This is a genomic window from Bryobacter aggregatus MPL3 (genome assembly GCF_000702445.1).
Taxonomy (GTDB): Bacteria; Acidobacteriota; Terriglobia; order Bryobacterales; family Bryobacteraceae; genus Bryobacter; species Bryobacter aggregatus.
Map to the genome: position 1 here is coordinate 212,891 of NZ_JNIF01000003.1, position 23,242 is coordinate 236,132.

The window sequence follows — 23,242 nt, forward strand, 5'->3', positions numbered from 1 at the left end:
GTATATCAACGGCATGCGGATCGCTCCAAGACTGAAGCAATGGTTTGACCTCGAGCAGCGTGATCTGCCCTGGCGGCGGACTCGCGATCCCTATCGCATCTGGCTGTCCGAGATCATGTTGCAGCAGACCCGGGTCGCGGCCGTCATCCCTTATTACGAGCGATTCCTCGAAAAATACCCGGACTACACCACTCTCGCCGCTGCCCCCGAAGACGAACTCCTCGGCATGTGGCAAGGGCTCGGCTACTACTCCCGCGCCCGGAATCTGCAAAAAGCAGCCCAGCAAATGGTGAAAATGGGCCGCTTTCCATCAACCTACGCGGAGATCCGCGAGTTGCCCGGCGTCGGGGACTACACTGCGGCCGCAGTTGCCAGTATCGCCTTTGGCCTGCCCGAAATCGGGCTCGACGGCAACATCGTACGTGTCATGGCCCGCTGGACCGCAGAAAAAGCGGATGTCCGCAAGCCGGCAACTCGCGCCAAACTCCTCGAAACCGCGCGGGAGCATCTCGATAAGAAAAACCCCGGCACTTATAAGCAAAGCTTAATGGAGCTAGGGGCGACAATTTGCTTGCCCAAAGCACCCAAATGCCTTTATTGTCCTATCAACGATGATTGTGGTGCCAGGCTTCAGGGACTTGCAGACACCCTACCCATTCAACTCGGGAAAAGGCCGCCGATCGACGAGCCCAAGGCGGTCTTCTGGGTGGTTCACGATAAACAGCTGCTTTTGTGGCAACGACCAGCGAACAGCCAACGCCTGCGCGGATTTTGGGAGCTGCCAGAAGCAGGCATGATCAACGATGTGGAAGCAGGACGCCTCGTCGGCGAGTTCACGCATTCGATCGTCAACCATCGCTATCGTGTCCAGCTCTTTGAAGCGAAACTCCAAGGCGATCCCGGAAAGATCTGCCAATGGATCCCGCTCGATCAGGTCGATAGCCTGACTCTCAGTACAATCGTCCGCAAGTGCATCAAGTTATTCAATTGAATCGGCCTAAGGGGGGCGATCGATGATTCGAAACAGGTGGATTCATTTTGGGGCAGCCATTGCAGTCGGATGTCTTCCAGTCTTGCTGTGGGCTTACGCCATTGGTCCAGATGCCGGAAAGACTGGCGCGCCTGGAGAAGATCCGGCAAGTTGCACCTCGAGCAGTTGCCACAACGGACCCATCACCAAAGACGCCAGCGGTATCGAGATTCTTTGGGAGGGAGGCAGCAGTTACCAGCCAGGCTTCAAACAGCGATTCACCATCAAGGTCAAGGACGGGGCTGCTGTTCGTTATGGAATTCAGGTCTCGGCACGAGCCGATAGCGGCCCCTTGCAAACCAATCAGGCCGGTAGCTTTACGCCACTCTCACCAGATATGTTCGTGCTGTGTTCGAACAATCGGGAGCGTAGTCTTTCCCCCGGCGGCGTTTGTCCGGCAACAGCGCCCGTCGAGTACATTGAACACTCAACGCCCTCCGCCACTGGCGAGTTCGCCTTCGATTGGACGCCGCCTGCAAATACAAGTGCGGGGTCCGTCACCATTTACGTGGCCGCCAACGCGAGCACTGGCCGCAACGCCCCTCAGGGAGCGAAGATTCTACAGAAGACGCTGAAGCTCCAACCGAGCGCCGCACCGGGAGGCATTCAACCAAATATCAGCGCGGGCGGTGCAGTGTCCGCGAGTGCCTTCGGTGGGGGCACCAAGGTCGCAGCGGGCTCCTATCTCGAAATTTTCGGCAAAGATCTTGCACTCGCAACGCGATCCTGGCGAGGCGATGAGTTTGTGAATGGCAAAGCACCGACAAATCTCGAGAACACCCAGGTCAGCATCGATGGGAAGCCCGCTTTCGTTTACTTCATCAGCCCTGGTCAACTGAATGTCGTTGTTCCGGACGGTATCGCGGAGGCGCCGATACAGGTGGTGGTGAAAACGCCCGGAGGGTCGAGCGATCCGGTGCTGGTGACAGGCGCCAAGCGCGCGCCTGGAATTCTCGCACCATCGTCCTTCATTGTTGGTGGAAAGCAATATGTAGTCGCACAATTCGCCGATGGAGCCTACGCGGGCAAAGAGAGCCTCATCGCCGGACTGAGTTTCCGCACGCCCAAGCCTGGCGACAGAATCATCATCTATGGCTTGGGCTTCGGAGCCACTAGCCCCGCCATTCCGGCTGGCACCATCACCAGCATCGCCAGCGACCTCGGCTCCACCTTCCGCGTGAGCATCGGCGGGGTAACAGCCGCCACCGAGTACAAAGGCCTCGCCCCGAACTTCGTCGGTCTCTACCAGTTCAATGTTGTCGTGCCCAATCTGCAGGCTGGCGATCAGGAAGTTCTCATGGAAATCGATGGCGTCAAGACGCAGTCTGGCGTCTATCTCACCACCGCGAACTAATCACTCGTTTCGAAGCGCCGCCATCGGATTGCCGTCTGCTGCTTTCTTTGCGGGCAGGTAGCTGGCCAAGAGTGCGATGAGGGCCAGAAGCAGAGAGGCTGCCATCAACGACACAACATCGTGAGGCTCCAGCCCAAACAGAAGCGTAGCCGCGGCTTTGCCCGCAAACAGAGCCAGAATGTTTCCCATGGCCAAACCGCAGCCGAGAAGAAACAGGGCTTCCCGCAGGATCAGCCGGATGACGTTCGATCGATCTGCTCCCAGCGCAATCCGGATACCGATTTCGTTGCGCCGTTGGGCCACCATGTAGGAGATCACGCCATAGAGGCCGAGCGTCGCGAGAAGCACGGCGAGGAAGCCGAAACCTGCAGAGAGCGTTGCCATGAGACGGTCGCGCAACAGCGAATTCTGCAACTGCACTGACAAGGGATGGAAATTGATTCCGATCGACGGCCCCAGCGCGGCGATCGTTGCCTTGACGCCATCCATCACCTGGACTGGCGGACCTGCAGTCCGAAGGACGAAGGTAGCCGACGGATCGAGGTTATTGGTCTGCACAATCGCGAAATAGGCGAGCGGTTTGAAATTCTCCCGTAACTCTCCATACTTGCTACGGCGTACGAGTCCCACCACTTCATAAACCGGCTCGGGCTTGCCGCGGTCGGCAGTCATATGGAAGCTACGTCCGATTGGATTCGCGCCGCCAAAGATGTTGCGGGCAAAGATTTCATCGACGATGGCGACCTTCGGCGAAGTCGATGTGTCGCGGTCGTTGAACTCCCGGCCGGCAAGCAAAGGCGTGCCCATGGTTTGAAAATAACCAGGGCCAACCTCGGTGAAGAAAGCGCTCTTGGTACTACCGCTGGCCGGGGTGGCATCCCCACCCACTACGCCATCCCAACTTGAGCCACTGAGAGGAGTGATCGAAGCCTGAGCAAGAGAGACGACACCTGGAATGACAGACAATCGATCTTGCATTTCGCGCCAGAGGGCCAATCTCCGCTCTTTGGGATAGGAAACACTGCTGAAGTCGAGGTTGACAGTCAGAAGTCCATCGGCCTGAAAGCCACTATCGATATGAAGCAGATTTTGCAGGCTTCTGACAAACAGGAGCGAGCCGAAGAGAAGTACGAACGAAAGAGACACTTGCGTAATGACCAGCATTCGCCGGAGGCTCGATTGCCGATTCCCCGCCGTGACGCTGCGGCCAGCAGCCTGCATCGCAGCAACCGGTGCGCGATGAGTAGCACGCCAAGCCGGCAAGAGGCCAACCAGCAGACAGGTCAAAACTCCGAGCACGGTCGTGAAACCCAGAATGCGCCAGTCGAGTGTAAGATCCACAAAAAGGGAATTGTCCGCAGTGCTGAGAAAGGCAACCAGCGCGCCACTGAGGCTCACCGCCAGCAACATGCCCAAAGCCGAGCCGGCCAAAGCGACCAGGAGGCTTTCCACCAGAAGCTGCCGGACCAGTCTGGAGCGCGAGGCCCCGATCGCCAATCGAATGGCGATCTCCCGTTCGCGCACAGAAGCCCGGGCAAGCAGCAGATTGGCCAGATTCGCGCAAGCAATCAGAAGCACCAAACCGGTGATCGCCATGAGCAGCCAGAGCGGACGCTCATAGTCATCGCGCAATCGCGAGAATCCCGATCCTCCTTCCACCGCAAACATCTTGTTCTGAAGAAAGCGTTTTGCCGTATCCGGTTGATAGGCGGGTGGCAGGCTCGACTGCATGATCCCGGGCGAAAGCGTCCTCAGTTGCGCACTGGCGCTTGCCACGGTCTCGCCTGGCTTCAACCTGCCAAGGATCGATAACCACCAGGAAAAAGGGATGCGGGCACGGCCCTGTTGATCGTTCGCCAGCAAGCGGTCCGCACAAAGAGGCAATGCCAGGTCAAATTGATTGCCAACCTGGACGCCGAAGAAGGCCGCAGGCATCACACCCAGAATCGGAATCGCACGGCCACCCAGCCGGATACTACGCTGCAGAACTCCAGGGTCGCCGGCAAACTCACGCTGCCAGAACGCATAGCTCAGCACCATACCCGGATTGCAGGCGGCGCTATCATCCTTGACCGTGAGCGTGCGGCCAAGAAGCGCGTTTACACCCAGCACCTCGAAGAAATCGCCGCTCACATAGAGCCCTTCCGCCATGCGCGGCTCGCCTCCGTCAGCAAGGTTGAAACGGTCTGGACTCCAGGCGGCAACACTGCGAAATACCCGCTGCTGATCGCGAATCAATTCCCATTGCTGCGAAGAAACAGCGGCGGACCGGCCATACCAAACTCCGGGCCGTGAAGAGCCTTTTTCAAAATCGACCGCAACCAGTTCCTCCGGGTTTTGTACAGGCAAGTTCTTCAGACAGACAGCGTCGATCAGTTGAAAGATCGCGGTATTGCCGCCAATGCCGAGTGCAAGCGAAAGGATCGCGATCGTGGCAAAACCGGGGTCAAGCCGCAACTGACGAATCCCGTAGAGAAAATCGGCGCGGGTCGCATCCAGCCAGGTAGCAATATTCATATCTCTCGTTCGTTCCTTCTGCGCGGAATAGTTGCCCAAGCGCAATCGCGCTGCGCGCCAGGCGTTTTGTTCGCTCATACCCTCCGCAACCAGACGGTCAACGGTCTCGGCAAGGTGATACTGCAGCTCATCCTCAATCTCACGATTCAGGCTTTCGGCCCGGAAGACATTGCGCCAGCGGTCGAGCCAGGCCATCAGGAGTACCGCAGGACCCGCGTGACCCCGCGCGCAAGCCGGGACCAGGTCTCGTTTTCGTCAGCCAGTTGCTCTTCTCCGCGCGGAGACATGGTGTAGAACTTTGCCTTGCGGCCCTTGTCGGTGATCTCCCATTGCGAGGAAATCCAGCCGTCTTGCTCCATCCGGTGCAGTGCCGGATACAAGGAACCCTCCTCGAGTTGGAGCAGGTCCCCCGAGACCCGGCTGATGTGTTCGCAAATCCCATAACCATGCAAAGAGCCGCGGCTCTTGAGAGTGCGCAAGACAAGAAGCGTCAGGGTGCCTTGCAATTTATCGTTTCTGCTTTTCGGCATGTTTGCATAACCATAATACATAACTAGCTAGGTAATGCAATCCGCAAAAGCGCTCTTCTTGGAGTTGCCCATTCACTTTCTCTGAGAACTCTCCGTGGAGCACCGCACTTTTCATGCGGTGCTCTTCCATCAGATTCTCGCGCTCACAGCCGTACTGAGTTCCACTCTCGCCGCCCAGTCGCTCCTCTTGAAACCTGACTATTCGGGCAACAGCATCACGAGCGCCGCCGCGTTACGACCCGGCCGGATTGCACCCAATACTCTGCTCACCATCTATGGAGAAAATCTCTCGCACTTCAGTTGGGCCATTCGCGAACAGGATCTCCACTCCCCCACTCTGCCAACCACCACTCCAAACGGCGAAGTCTATGTCCAGGTGCAAGGCCTGCGGCTGCCGCTCTACTTCGTCTCTCCCAAGCAGATCAATGTCTTGCTCCCAGCCGACTTCGATCCCGGCACCGCGAACCTGCGGGTCTTTCGCGATCTGGTAAGCGGCCCCACCGTCGCCATCGCGATCCAGGGAGAATCTCCCGAACTGTTTCGAGGAGAAGGTCCTTTTGCCGCCGCCACACACGCCGACGGAAGCATCATCACCCCCTCGAACCCAGCGGCTCCCGGCGAGATCATCGTGCTCTACGGAACCGGATTCGGAGCGATCCAGGTGAAAGAGCGCAATACCCTGGTGCCAACTTTACCCGCTGAGGTAAAGCGCAGAACGGAATATCGCGCGCGTGTGGACGGAGTCGAAATCGATTCGAATTCCATCTTCTATGTCGGAGTCACTCCAGGTTACGCAGGTCTGTACCAGATGAACCTCAGGCTCCCGGGGCAGTTGGGGGACGATCCGATCCTCGAAATTGGCATCGGCGGAAACTGGAGCGATCCGGGAACACGCCTGAATGTGCGCAGTAACTAATGTGCAACTCCTGAGCAGTCATCGGCGTTTCACTTCTAGAGGTTAGAATGAGAGTTATGCGAAGCGCCATTGTTCTTTTGACTGCGTTGCGATTGTGCGCACAGGACGTGGTGGACAAACCAGCGCCGTTGAAGACTTTCACGGTAGACCCTGGCACTCACATTCCTCTCACCATGCTCAACAGCGTCAGCACGAAGCATGCCGTCGAAGGCGACCGCGTCTATCTCGAAAGCCTCTTTCCCATCATGGTGAATGGCAAGGTCGTCATCCCTCCCGGCTCGAGCGTGGCAGGCACGGTCACTAGCCTGAAGCGGCCCGGCAGGGTGAAGGGCAAAGGCGAATTGTACGTTCGCTTCGATACGCTGATTCTCCCCAATGGCGTAACACGTGATTTCAAGTCGAGACTCGGTTCCATCGATGGCCGCGACAATCAGGGCTTTGATCGCGAAGAAGGCAAGATCAAGGGCGAAGGCAATAAGAGCGGCGATGCGCAGGTCATTGGCGTCGGCGCCACGACAGGCGCTACCGTGGGCGCCATCGCCGGAGCCGCAGCCAAGAGTACGGGTATGGGACTCGGTATCGGCGCTGCAGCAGGAGCCGCAGCCGGGCTGATGGGCGTGCTGTTAACCCGCGGACCCGATGTCGTACTTGCCAAGGGATCGACGCTCGAAATGCTGCTCGACCGGCCTCTCCAGTTTGACGAAAACGATATCGATTTCCAGGGTGTCGGCGGCGTTCGCCGCGGTACGGACGGGCCGGGCCCGGTGAGCAATAAGAAATCGAACACCGGTGGTGTCATGGGCCGCCGCCTCCCGATTCCATAAGCCATTTTTCGCATACAATCCTTTCGTGCCCTATTTACTTTCCCTCGATGAGGGAACCACGAGTGCGCGAGCCGCGCTGTATGATGACCGCGCGCAAAGACGTGCCATCCACGCCGTTCCTTTCCAGTTGAGTTACCCGAAACCGGGCTGGGTGGAAGTGGACGCGGAGGTCGTCTGGGGCGCTCAACTCGCAGCCGCCCGCCGGGTACTCGATGCAGCCAAGCTGAGTGTCCGTGAGCTTCTCGCCGTCGGCATCACCAACCAGCGGGAAACCACCGTCGTCTGGGAAAAAGCGACAGGCAGACCCGTAGCGCCCGCCATTGTCTGGCAGTGCCGGCGCACCGCTTCGTACTGCGAAGCACTCGCCCGTGGCGCAGATCGGGAGTACATCGAAAAGCAAACCGGCCTCGTGATCGACGCCTACTTCTCCGGCTCGAAGCTGCGCTGGATTCTCGACCATATTCCCGATGGACAGGCGCGCGCAGCCAATGGCGAATTGCTCTTCGGCACCATCGACACATGGCTGATCTGGAAACTCAGTGGCGGCAAAGTGCATGTCACAGACGCGACCAACGCGTCGCGCACCATGCTGATGGATCTCGAAGGCGGCAATTGGGACGACAAGTTACTCCGCATTTTCGACATCCCCAAGCTCATGTTGCCGAGGATCGTCAGTTCCAGCGAAGTGGTGGGGGTAACAACGCCCGAAATGTTCGGCGTTGAGATTCCGATTGCAGGCATCGCGGGCGACCAACAAGCGGCCCTCTTTGGCCAAGCCTGCTTCCGCAGCGGCTTAGTAAAAAACACTTACGGCACAGGATGTTTTGCCTTGATGCACACCGGAGAAACACGCCCGGTGTCTGCCAATCGCCTGCTGGCCACACGCGCCGCCTCGGGTGCAACAGCAAACTTCGCGATCGAGGGCAGCGTCTTTGTCGCGGGTGCGGCCATGCAATTCCTGCGGGACAATCTCGGCTTCTTTGGCGACGTGAAGGTGACCGAAGAGCTGGCACGATCGGTGCCTCATACCGACGGTGTTTATATGGTTCCGGCCTTTACCGGGTTAGGCGCGCCGTATTGGGACCCGGAAGTTCGTGGCTCCATCACCGGCTTAACCCGATCCACCTCGCGTGCCCACATCACACGCGCCGCACTCGAAAGTATCGCCTACCAAAGCTACGATCTGATGGAAGCCATGCACGGCGACACCGGACAGGCCCCGAAAGAACTACGTGTCGACGGTGGCGCCGCAGCCAATGACTTCCTAATGCAGTTCCAAGCCGATCTCCTCGACTGCCCTGTCGTGCGGCCAGTCGATATTGAAAGCACGGCGCTCGGCGCCGCCTATCTGGCCGGACTGGGCGTCGGACACTTCCACGGAACCACAGAACTCGAGAGTTTCTGGGGAATCGAAAAGCGATTTGAACCCAATATGCCAGCCAGTCAACGCGACTCACTCCTGGCGGGCTGGAAACACGCTGTTGTAAAAACACGCTCTTGATTGCGTCAGACCAAGGTCGGCTGCAGCGGACCACAGATCCTCGAAGTTGACGTACTTAGTGTGAAATCCAACAAAACCATCCTCTAGGTGCGCTAAAACTCTAGAGAATGAACTTTCTTGAGAAACTGTTGCTGCGCTTGATGGGCGCGTTCCAGTTTCTAACAGTTTTGCCAATCCAGGGAAGAACAGCGCCGGTTCACGAATCGGCACCGTTCTTTCCCATTGTGGGCGCCATGATCGGCCTCTTCTCGTCCTTGCCCATGGCATGGCTCCCCACCCCGATGGGTCTGAATGCAGCCCTCACGCTTGCAATCCAACTGGTGCTGACAGGAATGTTGCATGAAGACGGCCTGATGGACATTGCCGATGCGGTGCGCAAGGGCAGAACACGCGAGCGCATCTTCGCAATTCTCAAGGACAGCCATGTCGGAGCCTTTGGCGCAGCCACCATCGGCATTGCGTTGATCCTTCGCTGGCAGGGCCTCGAGGGGACAGCAAACCCTTACCTCAATCCCTTTCAGATCATGGGCTATGTTGCTGCGGCAGAAGGCTTGTCGCGCTGCGCCATCCTCTGGCTGGCGCTCGTCACGCCAGCGGCACGCGAAGGTTCAGGCGCTAGCTTAAGCGAGAACCGGAACTTTTTCCTGCTGCTCGCCTCGATCGTACAAGCGGTCTTCCTCTCCTCCTTCATCGCTCTTGGCTTAAGGCTGTGGCTCCTCGGTGGATTGCTGCTCATTGTGGCGATCGCGCGGCGCTACTTCATCGCCCGGCTCGGTGGGGTCGTGGGCGATTGCTTTGGAGCCGTACAGCAAGTGGCCGTGATCTATTGCCTGGTGGTCTACTCTTGGCCGACCTTCTAGTGATCCGGCACGGCGAGCCAACGCTATCAGGAGTGTTTCTCGGTTCCTTGGACCCCGGCCTCAGTGAGACAGGCTGGAAGCAGGCTCGGGCGATCCAGCTCGATTCAGCGTGGCCTGTCTATGCCAGTCCGCTGCGGCGTGCCCAAGAGACAGCCTCCGTATTCAGAACACCGGTGACGCTCATTGAAGAGTTCCGCGAAATTAGCTACGGCCCCTGGGAAGGCCTGCGCTGGGACGAGATCGAGCAACGCTTCCCAGAGGAAGCCGCACGCAAGCTCGCCGATTGGTTGGGCTACACCGTGCCGGGGGCAGAGAGTTGGAGCGCGTTTCGGAAGCGCGTGGCTGTTGGACTCCGGCGCATCGAAGGCTCTGCCATCGTGGTGGCCCATCTCGGGGTCAACAGCGTCTTGCGAGAACTCAGCAGCGGCGAATCCCCTCTAAATTTTCAGCAGGATTATGGCGGCCTTGTCAGACTGAAACTGTGAAAGCAGCATTGCAGAATGAGATTGCGGCACGTTGGGATTCGAGAACCAAACCACAGGGCAGCCTGGGACGCCTGGAGGATCTTGCTCGCGACTATTGCCTGATTCGCGGCGAAGCACTCCCTGCCTGTGAACGGCTCGGCCTTTATCTGTTCGCCGCCGACCATGGCGTCACCGAAGAGGGTATCAGCCTCTACCCGAAAGAAGTCACGCGCCAGATGGTCGCAAACTTTATGGCCGGGGGCGCCGCCGTCAATGTGCTGGCCCGCGCGCATGGCGTCGTGGTCGAAGTGGTCGATGCCGGTGTCGGCACGGGTACTGCGAACTTCGCGCGGCAGGCCGCCATGAGCGCCGCCGCATGTGAAAGCCATCTCGAAGCTGGCCGCCAGAAAGCCACCGAGGCCGCGGCAAAATTTGACCTGGTGGGCATTGGCGAAATGGGCATCGGCAACACGACTTCCGCCGCCGCGATCCTGGCCGCCTTTGAGGGTCTTCCGGGCATCGAAGTCGCCGGTGCAGGAACGGGACTCAGCGATGAAGGCATTGTCCACAAGGCAGCAGTCATCGACCGGGCGCTCGCCTTGCATCAATTGCAAGGCGCCACCGCCCAAAGCATCCTCGCTTCCGTCGGAGGCTTTGAGATTGTCCAGATGACGGGCTTTCTGCTGGAGGCCGCCCGGCTCCGGCTTCCCGTGGTGATCGACGGCTTCATCACCAGCGCCGCCGCCTTGGCGGCCATTAGACTTGCTCCCGAAACACGGCAGGCACTGATCTTTTCCCATTGCTCGGCAGAGCGGGGCCACATCCGGATGCTCCAAGCCCTCCAGGCCGAAGCGTTGTTTGATCTGGGTATGAGGCTCGGCGAAGGCAGCGGAGCGATCCTGGGCATGCATCTGGTGCGAAGCGCCATGGCGCTGTACCGGGACATGGCCAGCTTTGAGTCCGCACAGGTCAGCACCCAATCGAAAGAGCAGATCGAAAAGACTTTGAGAAACTATTAAACGAGATGAACGAACTTCAACTACCGATCGCGGCGATTACAGACGAATTTTCGCCCACCGATCTCGACGCCGCACTCGCCCCGATGCACTCCATCGGCATGACCGGAGCCGAACTCCGCGTGGTCTTTGGCAAGAACATCATGGATCTGAGCGATGACGAACTCAAGCGCGCCACAGACGCCTGTGCAGCCCAGGGAATCTCTGTCATCGGCATCGCCTCCCCCATCCTGAAGTGCGTTCTGCCCAATGGGCCCGCCGTCGACACGCGCTTCCAGCAGGACATGTTCAACGCGAAGTACAGCATCGAAGACCAGCCCCGCCTGCTCGATCGCGCCTTCCAGATCTGCGAGATCACCGGAGCCAAGTTCATCCGGGTCTTCAGCTACTGGCGTACCGTCAATCCGGACGCCTGCTTTGAGGCCGTAGTCGAGGCACTCGAAGGCTTGGCCAAGAAGGCGGAAGCCCAGGGTCTCATCATCGGGATCGAGAACGAGCATGCCTGCCACATCGGCACTGCCGCAGAAGCGCAGAAACTGCTCGCCCGCGTGCAGCATCCGAACCTGAAGCTGGTTTGGGATCCGGCAAACGCCCTCGTCTCGGGCGAAGTTCCCTTCCCGGACGGCTACAAGCTGTTGCCAGCCGACCGCATTGCGCATGTCCACGTGAAGGATTGCCACATGGAAGGTATGACGCCCATCTGGGGCCCCGTTGGCACCCGCGATGTCGATTGGAAGGGACAGATTGCCGCGCTCGTCGCCGATGGCTACCGCGGCTTCCTGAGCCTCGAGACACATTGGGAAGGCCCGGACAACAACAAGATGCTCGGCTCGACGATTTGCGGTTGGAACATGCGCGGCCTCTCGGCAGGCTAAGCCGCTCCCAGTCTCCATCCCAATGCGCCCCAGGCTGCTGCCTGCGGGCGCATTTTCCGTTTACAGTTCGCGGCCTTTCGTCTCTGGAAGAAAGAAGACGATGAAGGCGCCGAGCAGGAAGTAGCCGGAGTTCAGAACCAGCGCGAGTTCCAAACCGCTCTTGTCCGCCACCACCCCCACCGTCAGCGGCGCAAGCGCACTCAGTCCCCGGCCAAAGTTATAGACAAAACCCTGGCCCAGCCCGCGCACCGCAGTCGGGTAAAGCTCGGCGAGCATCGTACCAAACAGCGAAAAGAAGCCGGTGCCAAAGAAGCCGAGGAACGGACCGGCAAAGAGCAGCACCGTCGGCGCCTCCTCACCGGCCCAGCGCGGCGCACTGCCATAGGCATAGGTCAGGATCGCCGCTGCCACAACATAAATAGCAAAAGCCAGCCTGCGCCCCAGGCGGTCTGCCAGCACTCCGAAGCAGTTGTAACCCGCAAACGCCCCGAGTTGCATTGCAATAATCCAGCCACTCGTCTTCACGACACTAAACCCCGCGCCCCCAACAGACTTCGGCGCAGCCAGGAAACCCGGCAGCCAGGTGAAAACACCCCAATAGGCAAACAGCACGGTCGTTGCCAAGGCCGTGGCCACCAGCGTGATGCGCAGCAGCGGTCCACGGAAGATATCGAGAAAACGGCCGGCAGGAGCGGTACGATTCTGCCAGAGCGGCGGCTCCGGAACATTGCGCCGGATCCACACCGCCAGCAAGGCGGGCAGAACGCCAATCAGAAACATCGCCCGCCACCCATAGCTCGGAAGCACGGTTGCAGCCACCATCGCCGCAAGGATATAGCCGATGGCCCAACCGCTCTGCATCAAAGAAACAGCACGCGCCCGCTTGTCGCTCGGCCAGTACTCCGCCACCAGCACCGCACCCGCACTCCACTCGGCGCCCAGTCCCAACCCCACCAGTGAACGCCAAAACAAAAGCTGTGGCAGAGACTGCGCCGTCGCGCTGCCCCCTGAGGCGAGGGAATAGAGCAGGATCGTAAAGATGAGCGTGCGCTGCCGTCCAAAGCGATCGGCGGCCATGCCACTCAAGATGCCACCCACCGCGGAAGCAAGCAGCGTATAGGTAAAGACAAGCCCGGCCTGCTCGTTGGAAAGTCCAAATTCAGCCCGGATGCTCTGCAGAGCAAAAGAATAAAGCAGAACATCCATCGCATCGAGCATAAAGCCAAGCATGGCCGCCCAAAGCGCGAGCCAACGGGTGCGGATCTCGGCTTTGGAGGAAAGAGGCGCAACAGTCACAGTTTCACGAGTATAAACGTAACGAAATGAAGAAAAGGGGCGCCTTTTCCTCCAGGTGCGCGTCTAGTACCATTAAGGTTAATTTCATGTCCGCGATCCAGAATCCTGTCCCTTCTCCCCAAGCCCCGTCTCCGCGACCGGTACTGGTGCCGTCGCCAGATGAGCCAAAGAGCAATCGCTCCTGGGTGATCTGGGCCTCACTCCTCGTCCTGTTGGTGGGCAGTGTGCAAGGCTGGCGTTGGTATGCCGCCAAGAAGGAAGCCGAGTTGCTTGCAGCCCTTCCTGTCGTCAAGACCGTGACCGCCCGCTATAGCGCGTTGCACCAGAATGCGCGCGTCACCGGCGTCACCACGGCACGCAACTTCTCGAACATGACGGCTCCGAAGCTGACAGGCCCGGAAGGCAATCGTCCGATGACGATCCTCAAAATGGCTCCCAATGGCAGCCTGATTCGCAAGGGGCAGATTGTTCTCGAGATCGACGGGCAATCCCTGCAGGATCACATCGACGATCTGGCCGTCACCGTCATCCAGGCGGAGGGCGATCTGCAGAAGCGCAAAGCAGAACAAGCTCTCGATCTTGAAAACCTGCAGCAGAGCGTTCGCGTCGCGAAATCGGAATTGGACAAGGTTCGTCTCGACGCCAAGGCCAAGGAATTGCGCACCTCCCTCGATCAGGAACTGATCCAGCTCTCCGTCGAAGAAGCCGAAGCGAAGTACAACCAATTGCTGCGCGAAGTCGACATGAAGCGGCAATCGCAAGCCTCTGAGCTACAGATCCTCAAGCTCACCACAGAACGCCATGTCCGCCACCGCACCCGCCACGGCGTGGACTTGAAGAAGTTTGTCGTGGTTGCCCAGATGGACGGCATGGCCGTGGTGCAATCGATCTTCCGCGGTGGTGAGTTTGACTCGATTAAGGTCGGCGACGTCGTACAGCCCGGGCAGTTGGTGATGAAGGTGGTCGACCCGAAGAGCATGCAACTGGAAGGCACGATCAATCAGGCAGAAGTCAGCCAGTTCCGCATTGGCGAGAAGGCTTCGATTTCACTGGACGCCTTCCCTGGCCTCACCTTTGACGGAAAACTCTATTCCGTCGGCGCCCTCGCCGTCGCGGGCAGCCGCCAGCAAGGCTACATCCGGACCATTCCGGTTCGTGTCGCAATTGATGGCTACGACCCGAAGCTGATCCCCGATCTTTCCGCCGCCGCAGACGTGCTCACTGGCATCAGTGAAGAAAAGGCGATCGTGATTCCTCGCGGCGCGTTGCATGAGGAAGCAGGCAAGTCTTATGTCTTTGCCAAGTCTGGTTCCAGCTTTGTCAAACGCGAAGTCACCACCGGAGCCTCCAACCGCACCCAGGTGGCCATCCACTCCGGCGTCAAGGACGGAGAAGAGCTTGCGCTGAACTATTCACAGCCGGTGCAGCAGTTGGCGTCGCGCTAAGGCGGAAACTCCCCTGCCCTCGTGGCAACGGGATGCGTTTGCGACCATCGCCCTCCTCCACCAGCAGTGCTCCCGCGGCGCGGCATTCATAGTCGATCTCATAGCCAGCTACGGACGGCCGAACGCCGAGTAGCTTCAGATTGCTATCCACCACACGGATCGCCGGCATTTTTTCGGCAGCTTCAATCTGCCATTCGCCTGCAGGCAACAGCAGAGATTCTCCGTCCATCAGAGGCCAGAGCATGCCATTCACACGAGCCGCACCTCGCCAGCGCACCCGCGCCTGGCGGCTGAGCCGAATCTCCAGATTCCCTGATTCCAAACGTTTCCAATGCGTCACCGGCGCGCTGGCCATCCCGAGCAAAGGCAGATCGACAGGCCGGAGCGAGTACTCAAAGTACAAAGCGACTTGCGCAAAGTGCGACGAAGCCTCATGGAGCAGTTGCGCCAGTTCCGCCCCAGTCTGCCGCTTGGTCGGATAAACGTCCTGATAACGATCGACGATATTCAGATCAATGGCGAGACGGCCCGGATCGTCTGTGAGCCCTTGATAGCGCTGGCGAATCTCGGCATAGCGCTTCGGCCCCAGATGCCAAACCGTCGCAGGATCTTCAATCAGAAACTCCATGTTCAAACCTTCGGTGCCGCGCAGCAGGCGGGCCGCGTCCGCCCCAAGAGCATCGCGCATGCCAGTGTCGAAGCGATCGTCAATGTGCGTCAGGACAATATCGAAGTCGGGCTTCGCCTCGCGAATCGTTGCAAGCTTGCTCAGCCAATCGGACTGGAGTTGCGCCGCTAGATCCGCACGGTATTGGAGCAGGCGCGGCAACCCCTCGCCACTCAAGTCCTCCAGCGGATCTCTGCCGAAGCGCTTCTGATAGTCCGCCCGGACATCGTCGTTGAACGGTGTAAAGCGCGCCGGATTCCCATGCCCTTCGAGCGATTCAAAGTACAGCTCTCCCAGATTCACGCCATCCCAATCCTGACTGCGCAGCAGCGTGAGAAGATCCGCCTCGGCCATCGCGGCACAGCCTGGATGGACCAGGTTAATCAGCCGCCGCCAGTCCAAGCTCGCCTCCATCCCGGTGGCGGTACGCTCCCGGCACTCGGGATGTTCGTTCCAGAAGCGACCACTGACATGCGGCAACTCCACCCAGGCATAGACCTGAATCAGATTCTCATGGCACAGTGCGATCAGTTGGTTCAGCCAGGCAAGGCGCTCGGCGGGAGCGCCATCAAACTGCCAACTCGTCACATGAATGGCAGAGATCCCCGCACGTTTCCATTGCGCAATCAGATAAGGAAGATCAACGCGATAACGGAAACTGGCATCAAAGAAAGCCCACAAGCCCCGCCCTTCGACACTCGTCTCCAGCCCGGCAGCGAGCAAAGCTTGCGGCAGAAAGGGATACCGCTCATAGCCTGATGCGCCAATCTCCGTCGCCGTCCAGAGCACCGCGCCCTGCGGGAGTTTGCGAATGGCCAGAACCGCTTCGCCGCTCCAGCGATCCCGGGCACGGATCTGCCACTCGGAGCTGAGTTTTGCGCTCTCAATCTCCGCTTCGTTGGCCCAGACAATTGGCAGTTCCGGACTCGCAACATCACGGATCTGCCGCAACTTCACGATGCCCTCCGCACGCGCAATCCCCAAGCGACCCGCCAGCGGAGAATGCCCCTCAAGGATCAGAATGCCCCCTGCAGACTCAGTGCTGGGGTGGACCAGAACATGCGGCGTCCCGCTCGTAGGAAGCTGTCCCAGCGAGCGCAGCACGGTCTCCCAGCCCGGCGACGGATGCGCCATTTGGTAGGTCTGCGCAACGAGCCGTGCCGCAAACAGAACACTAATAAGTAAACGCATACCAGACTCCTGCGCGAAGGTCGAAGTAGCGGCTGGGCCGCGCGATGTCTTTCAGGAGATGACGGCCATAGACGGCGTCTGCAAAGAGGTAAAGTGAGCGCGGCATCGCCGGGGGACGCCAGCGCACGCCTGGGCCAATCTCCAGATAGTTTGCCCAGTCCATGCGCTGGATGTCGCCCGTGAGATTGAGATTGACATAGAACTGGATTGGCTTGTCTGAGAGGTGATAGCCAATGCGATTCTGCCCATAGAACAAGGTGTCTTTGTTGAAACGGCTCAGAAACACGGCATCAATCGAGGTCGTCGCAAACCAGCCCCCTTCGCTGCCCAGATTCGCAGCGCCAAAACCACGCGTAAAGTTCAGGCCACCACGATAGTCCGGGCGGATGGTCGCCGTGCCTTGTGACTTTGCAAAGTATTGCCAGGAGCCCCCCACTTCCCCCCAGGCCATGAGGCCATGATGGCGCGGAGTGGCAAGCCCCACCGCACCGACAATCGCATTCTCACTCAGTCCCTGTGCCGTCACCACGCCGCCCGGTCCGGCGGTGTGGAGGCGATTGAGTCCCAGGTCTCCAATGAAACGGGTGGAGAAATATGGACGCAGCGAGGTGAAGGGCAATCGGAATTCCAGCTTCGCCTGGCCATAGGCAAAGACCTCGCGCCAGCGGCTCGAATAGAACGGCAGCATCCAAGTGGTGCTGCGGAGAGGCGCCAACGATGGGCGTAGATTGCGATAAGCCCGTTCCGCTTCCGCAGCAATTTTCGGGTCTGTACTCCGCCTGGCCCGATCAAACCATTTCAGCGCCTCGCGATCGTTCTTGTTCATGTTGTAGGCCCAACCGAGGCGAAGATGTGTTGCCGCATCCGCCGGATCGCGCTCATACAACTGCTCGAGATAACGCAACGCATCGCTGAGATAACCCTTCTCGAGGCTATGCACCGCCAGATCGCGAATCCCGCTGAGGCCGGAGTCGTCGATCGGAGGCAGTTCCCGATCCACCCGCAGAAAGGCAAGCTGCGCCACAGATAGGGCATCATCGGGAGCCAACTGGAGTAACTCCTCAAATACGGCAATCGCATCCTTGTCCTGCTTCATCTTCAGGAGCAGAAAGCCAAGTTCCCGGCGGAGTGGCACATTGAGCGGGTCCATCTGGATCGCATAACGAAACTCGTAGACGAAGGGGTATCGGGTAGGGAGTTGCTCTCTCGCCTCCTCGGCCACAAAGTCCGGCCCTGTCCGGGAGGCGGCGAGTATCGCAGCGTTTGCATAGTCGAGCCGGAGTGCCTCACGCTCCACCCGTGCGATGTCGAGAAGAAAGCTGCGCTTGTCCGGCTTGAGTCCAAAGGCAAGCCGATACTCGGCAGCCGCATTCACCCAGTCATTGCGATCTTCGAGGAGACGAGCCAGTTCCTCGTGCACGCTATAGCTATTGGGTGATTTGCGGGCCGCCTCAGTCCAGCGGGCAATCGACTGCTCCAGCTCCGTTTCCAGACTCGTCCAAGTCTCCTGGGCCTGCTTGCGAACCGCCTCATTCTGAGCAAGTTTCAGGCGGAGAAAGATCTCATACGCCTCAGCGCGTTTGCGCGTCTCGTAGGCAAGATAGGCGTATTCCAGCGCAAGCGCTTCGTCGGCAGGGCGAGCCTTGAGGACGATCCGCATCTGATCGCGCCCCTCCACGGTCTCTCCCATACGCAACAACAGGTAGGCGTAGTCGAGCCGAGCCGATTCATTCGTTGGATTCCCCCGCAACGACTCTTCAAAGGCAAAACGAGCCTCCGCCAGACGGCCTGCACGCTGATGCGAATAGGCAAGATCGAGACCACTGTCCTGGCCATACAAACAGACAGTGAATAGAATCGCGCGAAACATCATGGGCTACAGCAACTAAGTGGGCGGGGCAGCGAAAACTTCGCAAGCTATTTTCCGCCGCTACAATGAGAGTCGAATGACGGACTATCTCGAAATCGATTGGCTGCTGCAGGACGACGAGAAACTGGTACGGCAGACGGCACGGCGCTTTGTGAAGGAGCGAATCCAGCCGCTGGTCCGGGAAGCGTATGCAACGGCTCGATTCCCGAAGGAACTCGTCCGTGAGTTTGGAGAACTGGGCTTTCTGGGTGCGAACCTGGAAGGATATGGCTGCGCAGGCATGTCCAATGTCGAGTATGGTCTGGTGATGCAGGAGTTAGAGGCAGCCGATTCCGGCATTCGCAGTTTTGCCAGCGTACAAGGGGCACTCGTCATGTTTCCGATCCATCGCTTTGGGACAGAAGAGCAGAAGCAACGCTGGTTGCCGAAGCTCGCCTCTGGCGAGAAGATCGGGGCCTTCGGGTTGACTGAGCCCGAGTTCGGATCGAATCCCGCCGGCATGACCACCCAGGCACAACCCGATGGTGATGGATGGATCCTCAACGGTGAGAAAACCTGGATCACAAACGGGGGCATTGCCGATCTGAGTATCGTCTGGGCTCGCACTCCAGGCGGAGTACAGGGCTTCGTCGTGGAGAGAGGCATGCCTGGTTATTCGACCAGTGACCTCCACGGAAAACTGTCAATGCGCGCCTCCGTTACCTCCAGCCTGCACTTTGCAAATTGCCGCGTGCCAGCATCGCATGTCCTGCCCGAGGCGAAGGGCCTGAAGGCCGCGCTGCAATGCCTGACTCAAGCCCGCTATGGCATTGGCTGGGGAGTGATCGGCGCCGCGCTCGATTGTTTTGAAACCGCACGGCAGTATTCCATCACTCGCAAGCAGTTCGATCAGAAGCCAATCGCTTCCCACCAACTGGTGCAGGAAAAACTCGCCACAATGATCACCGAGATCAGCAAAGCGCAGCTGCTCGCGCTGCATTGCGGACGCTTGAAAGACGCAGGCCGGCTGAAGCCGGAGCAGGTGTCGATGTTGAAGCGGAACAATGTCGCCATGGCCCTCGACTGTGCCCGCACCAGCCGCGATCTGCTCGGCGCGAACGGGATCATGGAAGAGTACCCGATGATGCGGCACATGGCGAATCTCGAATCGGTCAAGACTTACGAAGGCACCGATCATATCCACGCACTGGTCATCGGCGAGGCAGTCACTGGCGTTGCAGCCTACCGCTAGCGCGCGGCGAGCAGCGCTTTTTTCATACTGGATTCAAAGCTTTCACGGCCCACCGCAACGGCCTTACGCAATTCAGCATCCTCATAATCCTTACGCACCGAATTCGGCAGCTTCTTTAGCAACGCCTGGAGCTTTGATTGGCCAAGTGCATCGAGCATCCCTCGAATCGCCCGGGCATAGCCCCGTTGGCCCTGGATCTTGCGGCATCCGGTAACCAGCGCCCCCAGCACCTCGGCACGCGCCTCATCATCGAGAGCAGGATGCGTGGCCACCAGCTTGCCCCAATCGTCAAAGAAGGGACCTAACGGAAGCAATAGATCCGGAGACTTACGCAAGGCCTTGATCGATCGCAGCGGATAATGGCGATGGCCCTCCGGCGACATCACGCGCTTATAGATCTTGGCCGCGTCGGAAAACAATCCGCCATAAGGCGTCGTGTTCTCATGCGCCAGGCGGCCGAAGTCTCTGCGCGGCCCGTCGTAGAGATCAATCTTCGGCCAGTAGCTCAGCCCTTGGTCGACGTCGCCCACGTTGTGGGTGATCGAGGCGACAATGCGAAGCGTATCCAGTTCGGCGCCCTTCTTGTTAACGGCGGTTGAAAACTCAATCGCCTCCCGGCGTAGCTCCTCGTCGACCGCCGTATGAGCGCGAGCGATAAACTCTTCGTCGTTGTTCTTGAGAAAGGCTTGCAGTGCTCCCATCAGAACACTGAGTTGCTCGCCATTATGCCCGGAAACCGGACCAAGCCCGGCCACCTGCGTATAACGGCGTGAGCCTCTCTCTAGCGGCCAATGCATCGCCCGCAAGGCAAACTCAAACATGCGGCGATGCGACTCCGGATTCTTGTTGTCCCGCCACAGCAGGCCGCGAATTTTGGAATCGACGTCGGTCGGGATGAAGGTAGCCACCGTGCCGTGATGCGCCGAGAGACAGAGCGCAAAATAGTCTTCGATGTATTCATCGGGAGACTCGGGCCAAGTGTAGCCTTGGCGCACCGCGCGAAGAATGTCTTCAAAATCGAGTTCGAGGAGCCGCACAGCCTTCACGGGGGTGGCATCCGTAAAAAGGAAAGGGGCAGTGTTTTCGACCCATTCGACGAGGGTCTCCGGACTGATGTAGTCGAGCATTCGTTAGGAGCGGGAGGGCCAGCGCGGGGCGCGCTTCTCCCGAAATGCTTTCACGCCTTCTTCAAAATCGAGGCTCCCAAAGTTCTCAGACCGCATCTGGAGCGCCAACTCCATCGCCTGCGCATCGGAGAGCCCGCGCGAAGCGTTCGTGAAACGAAGACCTCGCTGGATCGTCTCGGTCGAGGCCTCGGAGAGCGTCGAAGCGATCGTGAGCGCACGATCGTCCAGCTCAAAGGAGGGGAGAACTTCGTGGACCAAGCCCCAGGCCAGCGCTTCTGGTGTATTGAAAATCTTGCTCGAAAGCGTGAGCTCAAGGGTCCGGCGAGCGCCGAGCGCCGCCTCTACGGCCCGGTAAACGGTATAGGGCCACATTCCAATGCGGATTTCAGTCAAACCAAAAGTTGAGCCGTGAGCAGCTACCACCACATGAGCATTGGCCACCAGCCCTAAGCCACCGGCAATCGCCGGACCACGCACCGCACAGACAATCGGCTTGGTGAGACGCGCACCTAAAGTAAAGAGGCGCGCATGGATGGCCGTGAGCTCATTCGCCTCCGGACTCACCGCCTCGGCCAGATCCATGCCCGCACAAAACACTGCGCCTTGGGCGGCAAGGAGAATCGCACCAATCCCCGAATCGCTTTCCGCCGCTTCTACCGCTTCCACGATGGCCTCAGACATCTCGCGGTTGAGAGCGTTTCGTTTGTCAGGACGGTTTAGCGTGATGGCAAGCACACGCCCAAGCCGCTCAATCTCGACAAGAGGGGTCATTGTTCCCTTCAGGATCGCATTGCGGTCGAAAGAGTGGTGGAAAAAAATTGAGCCTTGGAGCGACGTTGTCTCGTCCCTTGCAACGCCGCCCAAAGCCCAAAGAGGACGCAAAGGAACAAGTTCCAGAAAACGTCTCTAATCTATAAAGCGTAAATCATGTCAAATAAGTGCCAAAAATGTTTCCAAATTTCACCCAAGAAGTGGAGCCACTGCGGCAGGGACAAGCGAACGGGTTTCCGGGGCTAAATCAGAGACAAAAGGAGGTACTTCTCCCAATTTTGCGATTCCTGCCGCCTCGGTTGCGGCATGAAGTACGCGTGCGGGTCCCCAGGCATCGCGAAGATCTTCCAGCGGAAGAAACTGCTCCCGAAGCACATTGGCTTCGTTCCAGCGCTTTTCCTGACAAAGCGTAAAGATGCGCTGTGTCTGCGCCGCTCCGATGCAACCGCTGCCCGTTGTGTAGCCCGGGAGACGAAATTTCTGCAGATGCACAATGGCTGGCCTTTCCCCCATCCCACTGAAAACAATACGCCGATCGACTCGTTGCAGCAGCCCATCGAGATAAGGATCAACAGCTGGATCCTCGCGGACCACCGCATATTTGATCCCGATACAGACACCGGATTTCGCCATTCTGGCAACAGCATCCAGCCCAGCACCGCGATCTCCTCCAAAATTGGACTCCTCCTTGAGATAGAGGATCAATGGAATTCCGGTGCGCTGGACAAAATCGCTGAGACCGCGCTCCAGCCCCGCAGCATCGCGCGGATCGCCACAGGGGAGATGCATGACACAAGGAAAGGAGAACTTCTTTAAAATGGCGACCTGATCGATGAGCCGTCCGTAGGAAGGTCCAACCGAAGGGATGCACCAGAGCGAATCGTCCTGTCCCGAGAGCCAACCCAGCAGATCCTCAAATTCGTGGAGCGGAAGGTGATAGAGGAATGCGTTTCCGCCATAGAGAAAGCGGGTCAGCCCATTTTTCCTCATGAAATTTACAATTTTCTGGTTTTCGCTCCAGCAAGGGCCCTGGGAGTTGCGGGCCAGAGGGGGGACGGGGAAGACGGCCTGCCAGTCTTCAGGTTGGATTGGGTTCGTTCGCATGATTCGGAGGATGTACTTTCGATCGATCTTGCTCTAATGGATACTGTGATCCGTTCCATTCTATTTGATCTGGGAAACGTCCTCGTTCCATTCGAGATTCAGCGCGGCTACGCGGCCTTGAGTGCGGATAGCGGCCTGAGCCAGGAGGAAGTGGCAATCCGCATCCGGGACTCGGGACTTTATCCTGCATTTGAGAGCGGCGAGATCGAGCCAGTCGATTTTCATCAGCGATTTTGCCAATTACTCGGTTTACAAGCCCAAGCACCCGCCTTTCGGGAGATCTGGAATTCGATCTTTTTGCCTCATACCGCAACCAGCGAAGAATTGATCCTGCAGCTCAGGAATCAATATCGTCTTGTATTACTGTCGAACACGAATGCACTGCATTTCGGTTGGCTACAGGAACGCTATCCGATTCTGCAGCACTTTGATGCTTACACCTTGTCTTATCAGGTGGGTGCGATGAAGCCCGATCCCCGGATCTACGCCGCTGCGGTAGAAAATGCAAAGTGTAAAGCGGAGGAGTGCTTCTTTACCGACGACGTGCCTGCCTATGTCGAGGGAGCCAGAGCCTTTGGGATCGATGCGGAAGTGTTTACGAACGAAGAAAACCTCAAGGCGCAGCTCCGCTCGCGGGGGTTAATCGCCTAAAC

General features: G+C 58.7%; 20 protein-coding genes. 12 read left to right on the forward strand and 8 right to left on the reverse strand.

Going from position 1 to position 23,242, the window contains the following annotated elements; genetic code table 11:
* Nucleotides 1–13: 13 nt before the first annotated feature.
* Together mutY and M017_RS0101340 are read left to right on the forward strand one after the other, a co-directional pair.
* Nucleotides 14–991 carry an A/G-specific adenine glycosylase gene (gene mutY, locus M017_RS0101335; RefSeq protein WP_051669410.1) on the forward strand — a complete coding sequence of 326 codons (978 nt, stop codon included), beginning with the start codon at nucleotides 14–16 and terminating at the stop codon, nucleotides 989–991.
* A 22-nt stretch (nucleotides 992–1,013) separates the two neighbouring features.
* The gene (locus tag M017_RS0101340; protein ID WP_031495187.1) at nucleotides 1,014–2,384 is read left to right on the forward strand and encodes a choice-of-anchor V domain-containing protein; all 1,371 of its coding nucleotides are present in this window, start codon (nucleotides 1,014–1,016) and stop codon (nucleotides 2,382–2,384) included.
* Here the strand turns inward: M017_RS0101340 and M017_RS0101345 are convergent, their stop codons facing one another.
* Both M017_RS0101345 and M017_RS0101350 read right to left on the reverse strand, forming a co-directional pair.
* On the reverse strand, nucleotides 2,385–5,096 hold the full coding sequence (locus M017_RS0101345; protein WP_238325779.1) for an ABC transporter permease: 2,712 nt from the start codon (nucleotides 5,094–5,096) through the stop codon (nucleotides 2,385–2,387).
* Nucleotides 5,096–5,431, reverse strand: a complete 336-nt coding sequence (locus tag M017_RS0101350) for a PadR family transcriptional regulator (protein WP_031495191.1) — start codon at nucleotides 5,429–5,431, stop codon at nucleotides 5,096–5,098. Before M017_RS0101350 ends, M017_RS0101345 begins: the two co-directional genes overlap by 1 nt.
* A gap of 94 nt (nucleotides 5,432–5,525) precedes the next feature.
* Here M017_RS0101350 and M017_RS0101355 point away from each other — a divergent pair, with 94 nt between their 5' ends.
* From M017_RS0101355 to M017_RS0101385, 7 genes are all read left to right on the forward strand, one after another.
* Nucleotides 5,526–6,347, forward strand: a complete 822-nt coding sequence (locus tag M017_RS0101355) for a hypothetical protein (protein ID WP_031495192.1) — start codon at nucleotides 5,526–5,528, stop codon at nucleotides 6,345–6,347.
* A gap of 56 nt (nucleotides 6,348–6,403) precedes the next feature.
* Nucleotides 6,404–7,171: a hypothetical protein gene (locus M017_RS27265; protein ID WP_051669411.1), complete on the forward strand. Its 768-nt coding sequence runs from the start codon at nucleotides 6,404–6,406 to the stop codon at nucleotides 7,169–7,171.
* Between the two features lie 25 nt (nucleotides 7,172–7,196).
* A complete protein-coding gene (gene glpK, locus M017_RS0101365) occupies nucleotides 7,197–8,672 on the forward strand; it encodes a glycerol kinase GlpK (protein ID WP_031495195.1) in 1,476 nt (491 codons plus the stop codon).
* Nucleotides 8,673–8,779: 107 nt separating this feature from the next.
* Nucleotides 8,780–9,532, forward strand: coding sequence for an adenosylcobinamide-GDP ribazoletransferase (locus M017_RS0101370; RefSeq protein WP_031495196.1), 753 nt, complete (start codon nucleotides 8,780–8,782; stop codon nucleotides 9,530–9,532).
* Nucleotides 9,517–10,017 carry a histidine phosphatase family protein gene (locus M017_RS27270; protein ID WP_162179804.1) on the forward strand — a complete coding sequence of 167 codons (501 nt, stop codon included), beginning with the start codon at nucleotides 9,517–9,519 and terminating at the stop codon, nucleotides 10,015–10,017. Before M017_RS0101370 ends, M017_RS27270 begins: the two co-directional genes overlap by 16 nt.
* Nucleotides 10,014–11,015, forward strand: coding sequence for a nicotinate-nucleotide--dimethylbenzimidazole phosphoribosyltransferase (gene cobT / locus M017_RS0101380; RefSeq protein ID WP_035957582.1), 1,002 nt, complete (start codon nucleotides 10,014–10,016; stop codon nucleotides 11,013–11,015). Before M017_RS27270 ends, cobT begins: the two co-directional genes overlap by 4 nt.
* Nucleotides 11,016–11,020: 5 nt before the next feature.
* Nucleotides 11,021–11,887, forward strand: coding sequence for a sugar phosphate isomerase/epimerase family protein (locus tag M017_RS0101385; RefSeq protein WP_031495202.1), 867 nt, complete (start codon nucleotides 11,021–11,023; stop codon nucleotides 11,885–11,887).
* Between the two features lie 60 nt (nucleotides 11,888–11,947).
* On the opposite strand, the gene M017_RS0101390 is transcribed toward M017_RS0101385, so the two are convergent.
* Complete coding sequence (locus M017_RS0101390) at nucleotides 11,948–13,183, reverse strand: MFS transporter (protein WP_031495204.1); 1,236 nt, start codon at nucleotides 13,181–13,183, stop codon at nucleotides 11,948–11,950.
* A gap of 86 nt (nucleotides 13,184–13,269) precedes the next feature.
* On the opposite strand from M017_RS0101390, the gene M017_RS0101395 reads away from it, so the two are divergent.
* Complete coding sequence (locus tag M017_RS0101395) at nucleotides 13,270–14,628, forward strand: efflux RND transporter periplasmic adaptor subunit (RefSeq protein WP_162179805.1); 1,359 nt, start codon at nucleotides 13,270–13,272, stop codon at nucleotides 14,626–14,628.
* Here the strand turns inward: M017_RS0101395 and M017_RS0101400 are convergent.
* Complete coding sequence (locus M017_RS0101400; protein ID WP_031495208.1) at nucleotides 14,564–16,486, reverse strand: hypothetical protein; 1,923 nt, start codon at nucleotides 16,484–16,486, stop codon at nucleotides 14,564–14,566. The two genes, M017_RS0101395 and M017_RS0101400, sit on opposite strands and share 65 nt — an antisense overlap.
* Nucleotides 16,470–18,359 carry a tetratricopeptide repeat protein gene (locus M017_RS0101405; RefSeq protein ID WP_031495209.1) on the reverse strand — a complete coding sequence of 630 codons (1,890 nt, stop codon included), beginning with the start codon at nucleotides 18,357–18,359 and terminating at the stop codon, nucleotides 16,470–16,472. The genes M017_RS0101400 and M017_RS0101405 overlap by 17 nt, the downstream gene beginning before the upstream one ends.
* Nucleotides 18,360–18,432: 73 nt before the next feature.
* Between M017_RS0101405 and M017_RS0101410 the strand changes: the two genes are divergently transcribed.
* The gene (locus tag M017_RS0101410; protein ID WP_031495210.1) at nucleotides 18,433–19,587 is read left to right on the forward strand and encodes an acyl-CoA dehydrogenase family protein; all 1,155 of its coding nucleotides are present in this window, start codon (nucleotides 18,433–18,435) and stop codon (nucleotides 19,585–19,587) included.
* On the opposite strand, the gene M017_RS0101415 is transcribed toward M017_RS0101410, so the two are convergent.
* The 3 genes from M017_RS0101415 to M017_RS0101425 all read right to left on the reverse strand — a co-directional run bounded on the left by M017_RS0101415 (nucleotide 19,584) and on the right by M017_RS0101425 (nucleotide 22,475).
* The gene (locus tag M017_RS0101415; RefSeq protein ID WP_031495212.1) at nucleotides 19,584–20,714 is read right to left on the reverse strand and encodes a hypothetical protein; all 1,131 of its coding nucleotides are present in this window, start codon (nucleotides 20,712–20,714) and stop codon (nucleotides 19,584–19,586) included. The genes M017_RS0101410 and M017_RS0101415 overlap by 4 nt on opposite strands.
* Before the next feature lie 3 nt (nucleotides 20,715–20,717).
* The gene (locus M017_RS0101420) at nucleotides 20,718–21,485 is read right to left on the reverse strand and encodes an enoyl-CoA hydratase/isomerase family protein (RefSeq protein ID WP_155121161.1); all 768 of its coding nucleotides are present in this window, start codon (nucleotides 21,483–21,485) and stop codon (nucleotides 20,718–20,720) included.
* Nucleotides 21,486–21,674: 189 nt separating this feature from the next.
* A complete protein-coding gene (locus M017_RS0101425) occupies nucleotides 21,675–22,475 on the reverse strand; it encodes a beta/alpha barrel domain-containing protein (RefSeq protein WP_155121162.1) in 801 nt (266 codons plus the stop codon).
* A gap of 150 nt (nucleotides 22,476–22,625) precedes the next feature.
* On the opposite strand from M017_RS0101425, the gene M017_RS27275 reads away from it, so the two are divergent.
* Nucleotides 22,626–23,240, forward strand: a complete 615-nt coding sequence (locus tag M017_RS27275) for an HAD family hydrolase (RefSeq protein WP_051669414.1) — start codon at nucleotides 22,626–22,628, stop codon at nucleotides 23,238–23,240.
* The last annotated feature ends 2 nt before the right edge of the window (nucleotides 23,241–23,242 follow it).

Coding starts and splice junctions, on each gene's coding strand:
- M017_RS0101345 (WP_238325779.1), bottom strand. CDS start 5,096: ATGGCCTGGCTCGACCGCTGGCGCAATGTCTTCCGGGCCGAAAGCCTG.
- M017_RS0101425 (WP_155121162.1), bottom strand. CDS start 22,475: ATGAGGAAAAATGGGCTGACCCGCTTTCTCTATGGCGGAAACGCATTC.
- M017_RS0101415 (WP_031495212.1), bottom strand. CDS start 20,714: ATGCTCGACTACATCAGTCCGGAGACCCTCGTCGAATGGGTCGAAAAC.
- M017_RS27275 (WP_051669414.1), top strand. CDS start 22,626: ATGGATACTGTGATCCGTTCCATTCTATTTGATCTGGGAAACGTCCTC.
- M017_RS0101410 (WP_031495210.1), top strand. CDS start 18,433: ATGACGGACTATCTCGAAATCGATTGGCTGCTGCAGGACGACGAGAAA.
- M017_RS0101340 (WP_031495187.1), top strand. CDS start 1,014: ATGATTCGAAACAGGTGGATTCATTTTGGGGCAGCCATTGCAGTCGGA.
- M017_RS0101405 (WP_031495209.1), bottom strand. CDS start 18,359: ATGATGTTTCGCGCGATTCTATTCACTGTCTGTTTGTATGGCCAGGAC.
- M017_RS0101400 (WP_031495208.1), bottom strand. CDS start 16,486: ATGCGTTTACTTATTAGTGTTCTGTTTGCGGCACGGCTCGTTGCGCAG.
- M017_RS0101385 (WP_031495202.1), top strand. CDS start 11,021: ATGAACGAACTTCAACTACCGATCGCGGCGATTACAGACGAATTTTCG.
- mutY (WP_051669410.1), top strand. CDS start 14: ATGCGGATCGCTCCAAGACTGAAGCAATGGTTTGACCTCGAGCAGCGT.
- M017_RS0101350 (WP_031495191.1), bottom strand. CDS start 5,431: ATGCCGAAAAGCAGAAACGATAAATTGCAAGGCACCCTGACGCTTCTT.
- M017_RS0101370 (WP_031495196.1), top strand. CDS start 8,780: ATGAACTTTCTTGAGAAACTGTTGCTGCGCTTGATGGGCGCGTTCCAG.
- M017_RS0101420 (WP_155121161.1), bottom strand. CDS start 21,485: ATGACCCCTCTTGTCGAGATTGAGCGGCTTGGGCGTGTGCTTGCCATC.
- M017_RS27265 (WP_051669411.1), top strand. CDS start 6,404: ATGCGAAGCGCCATTGTTCTTTTGACTGCGTTGCGATTGTGCGCACAG.
- M017_RS0101395 (WP_162179805.1), top strand. CDS start 13,270: ATGTCCGCGATCCAGAATCCTGTCCCTTCTCCCCAAGCCCCGTCTCCG.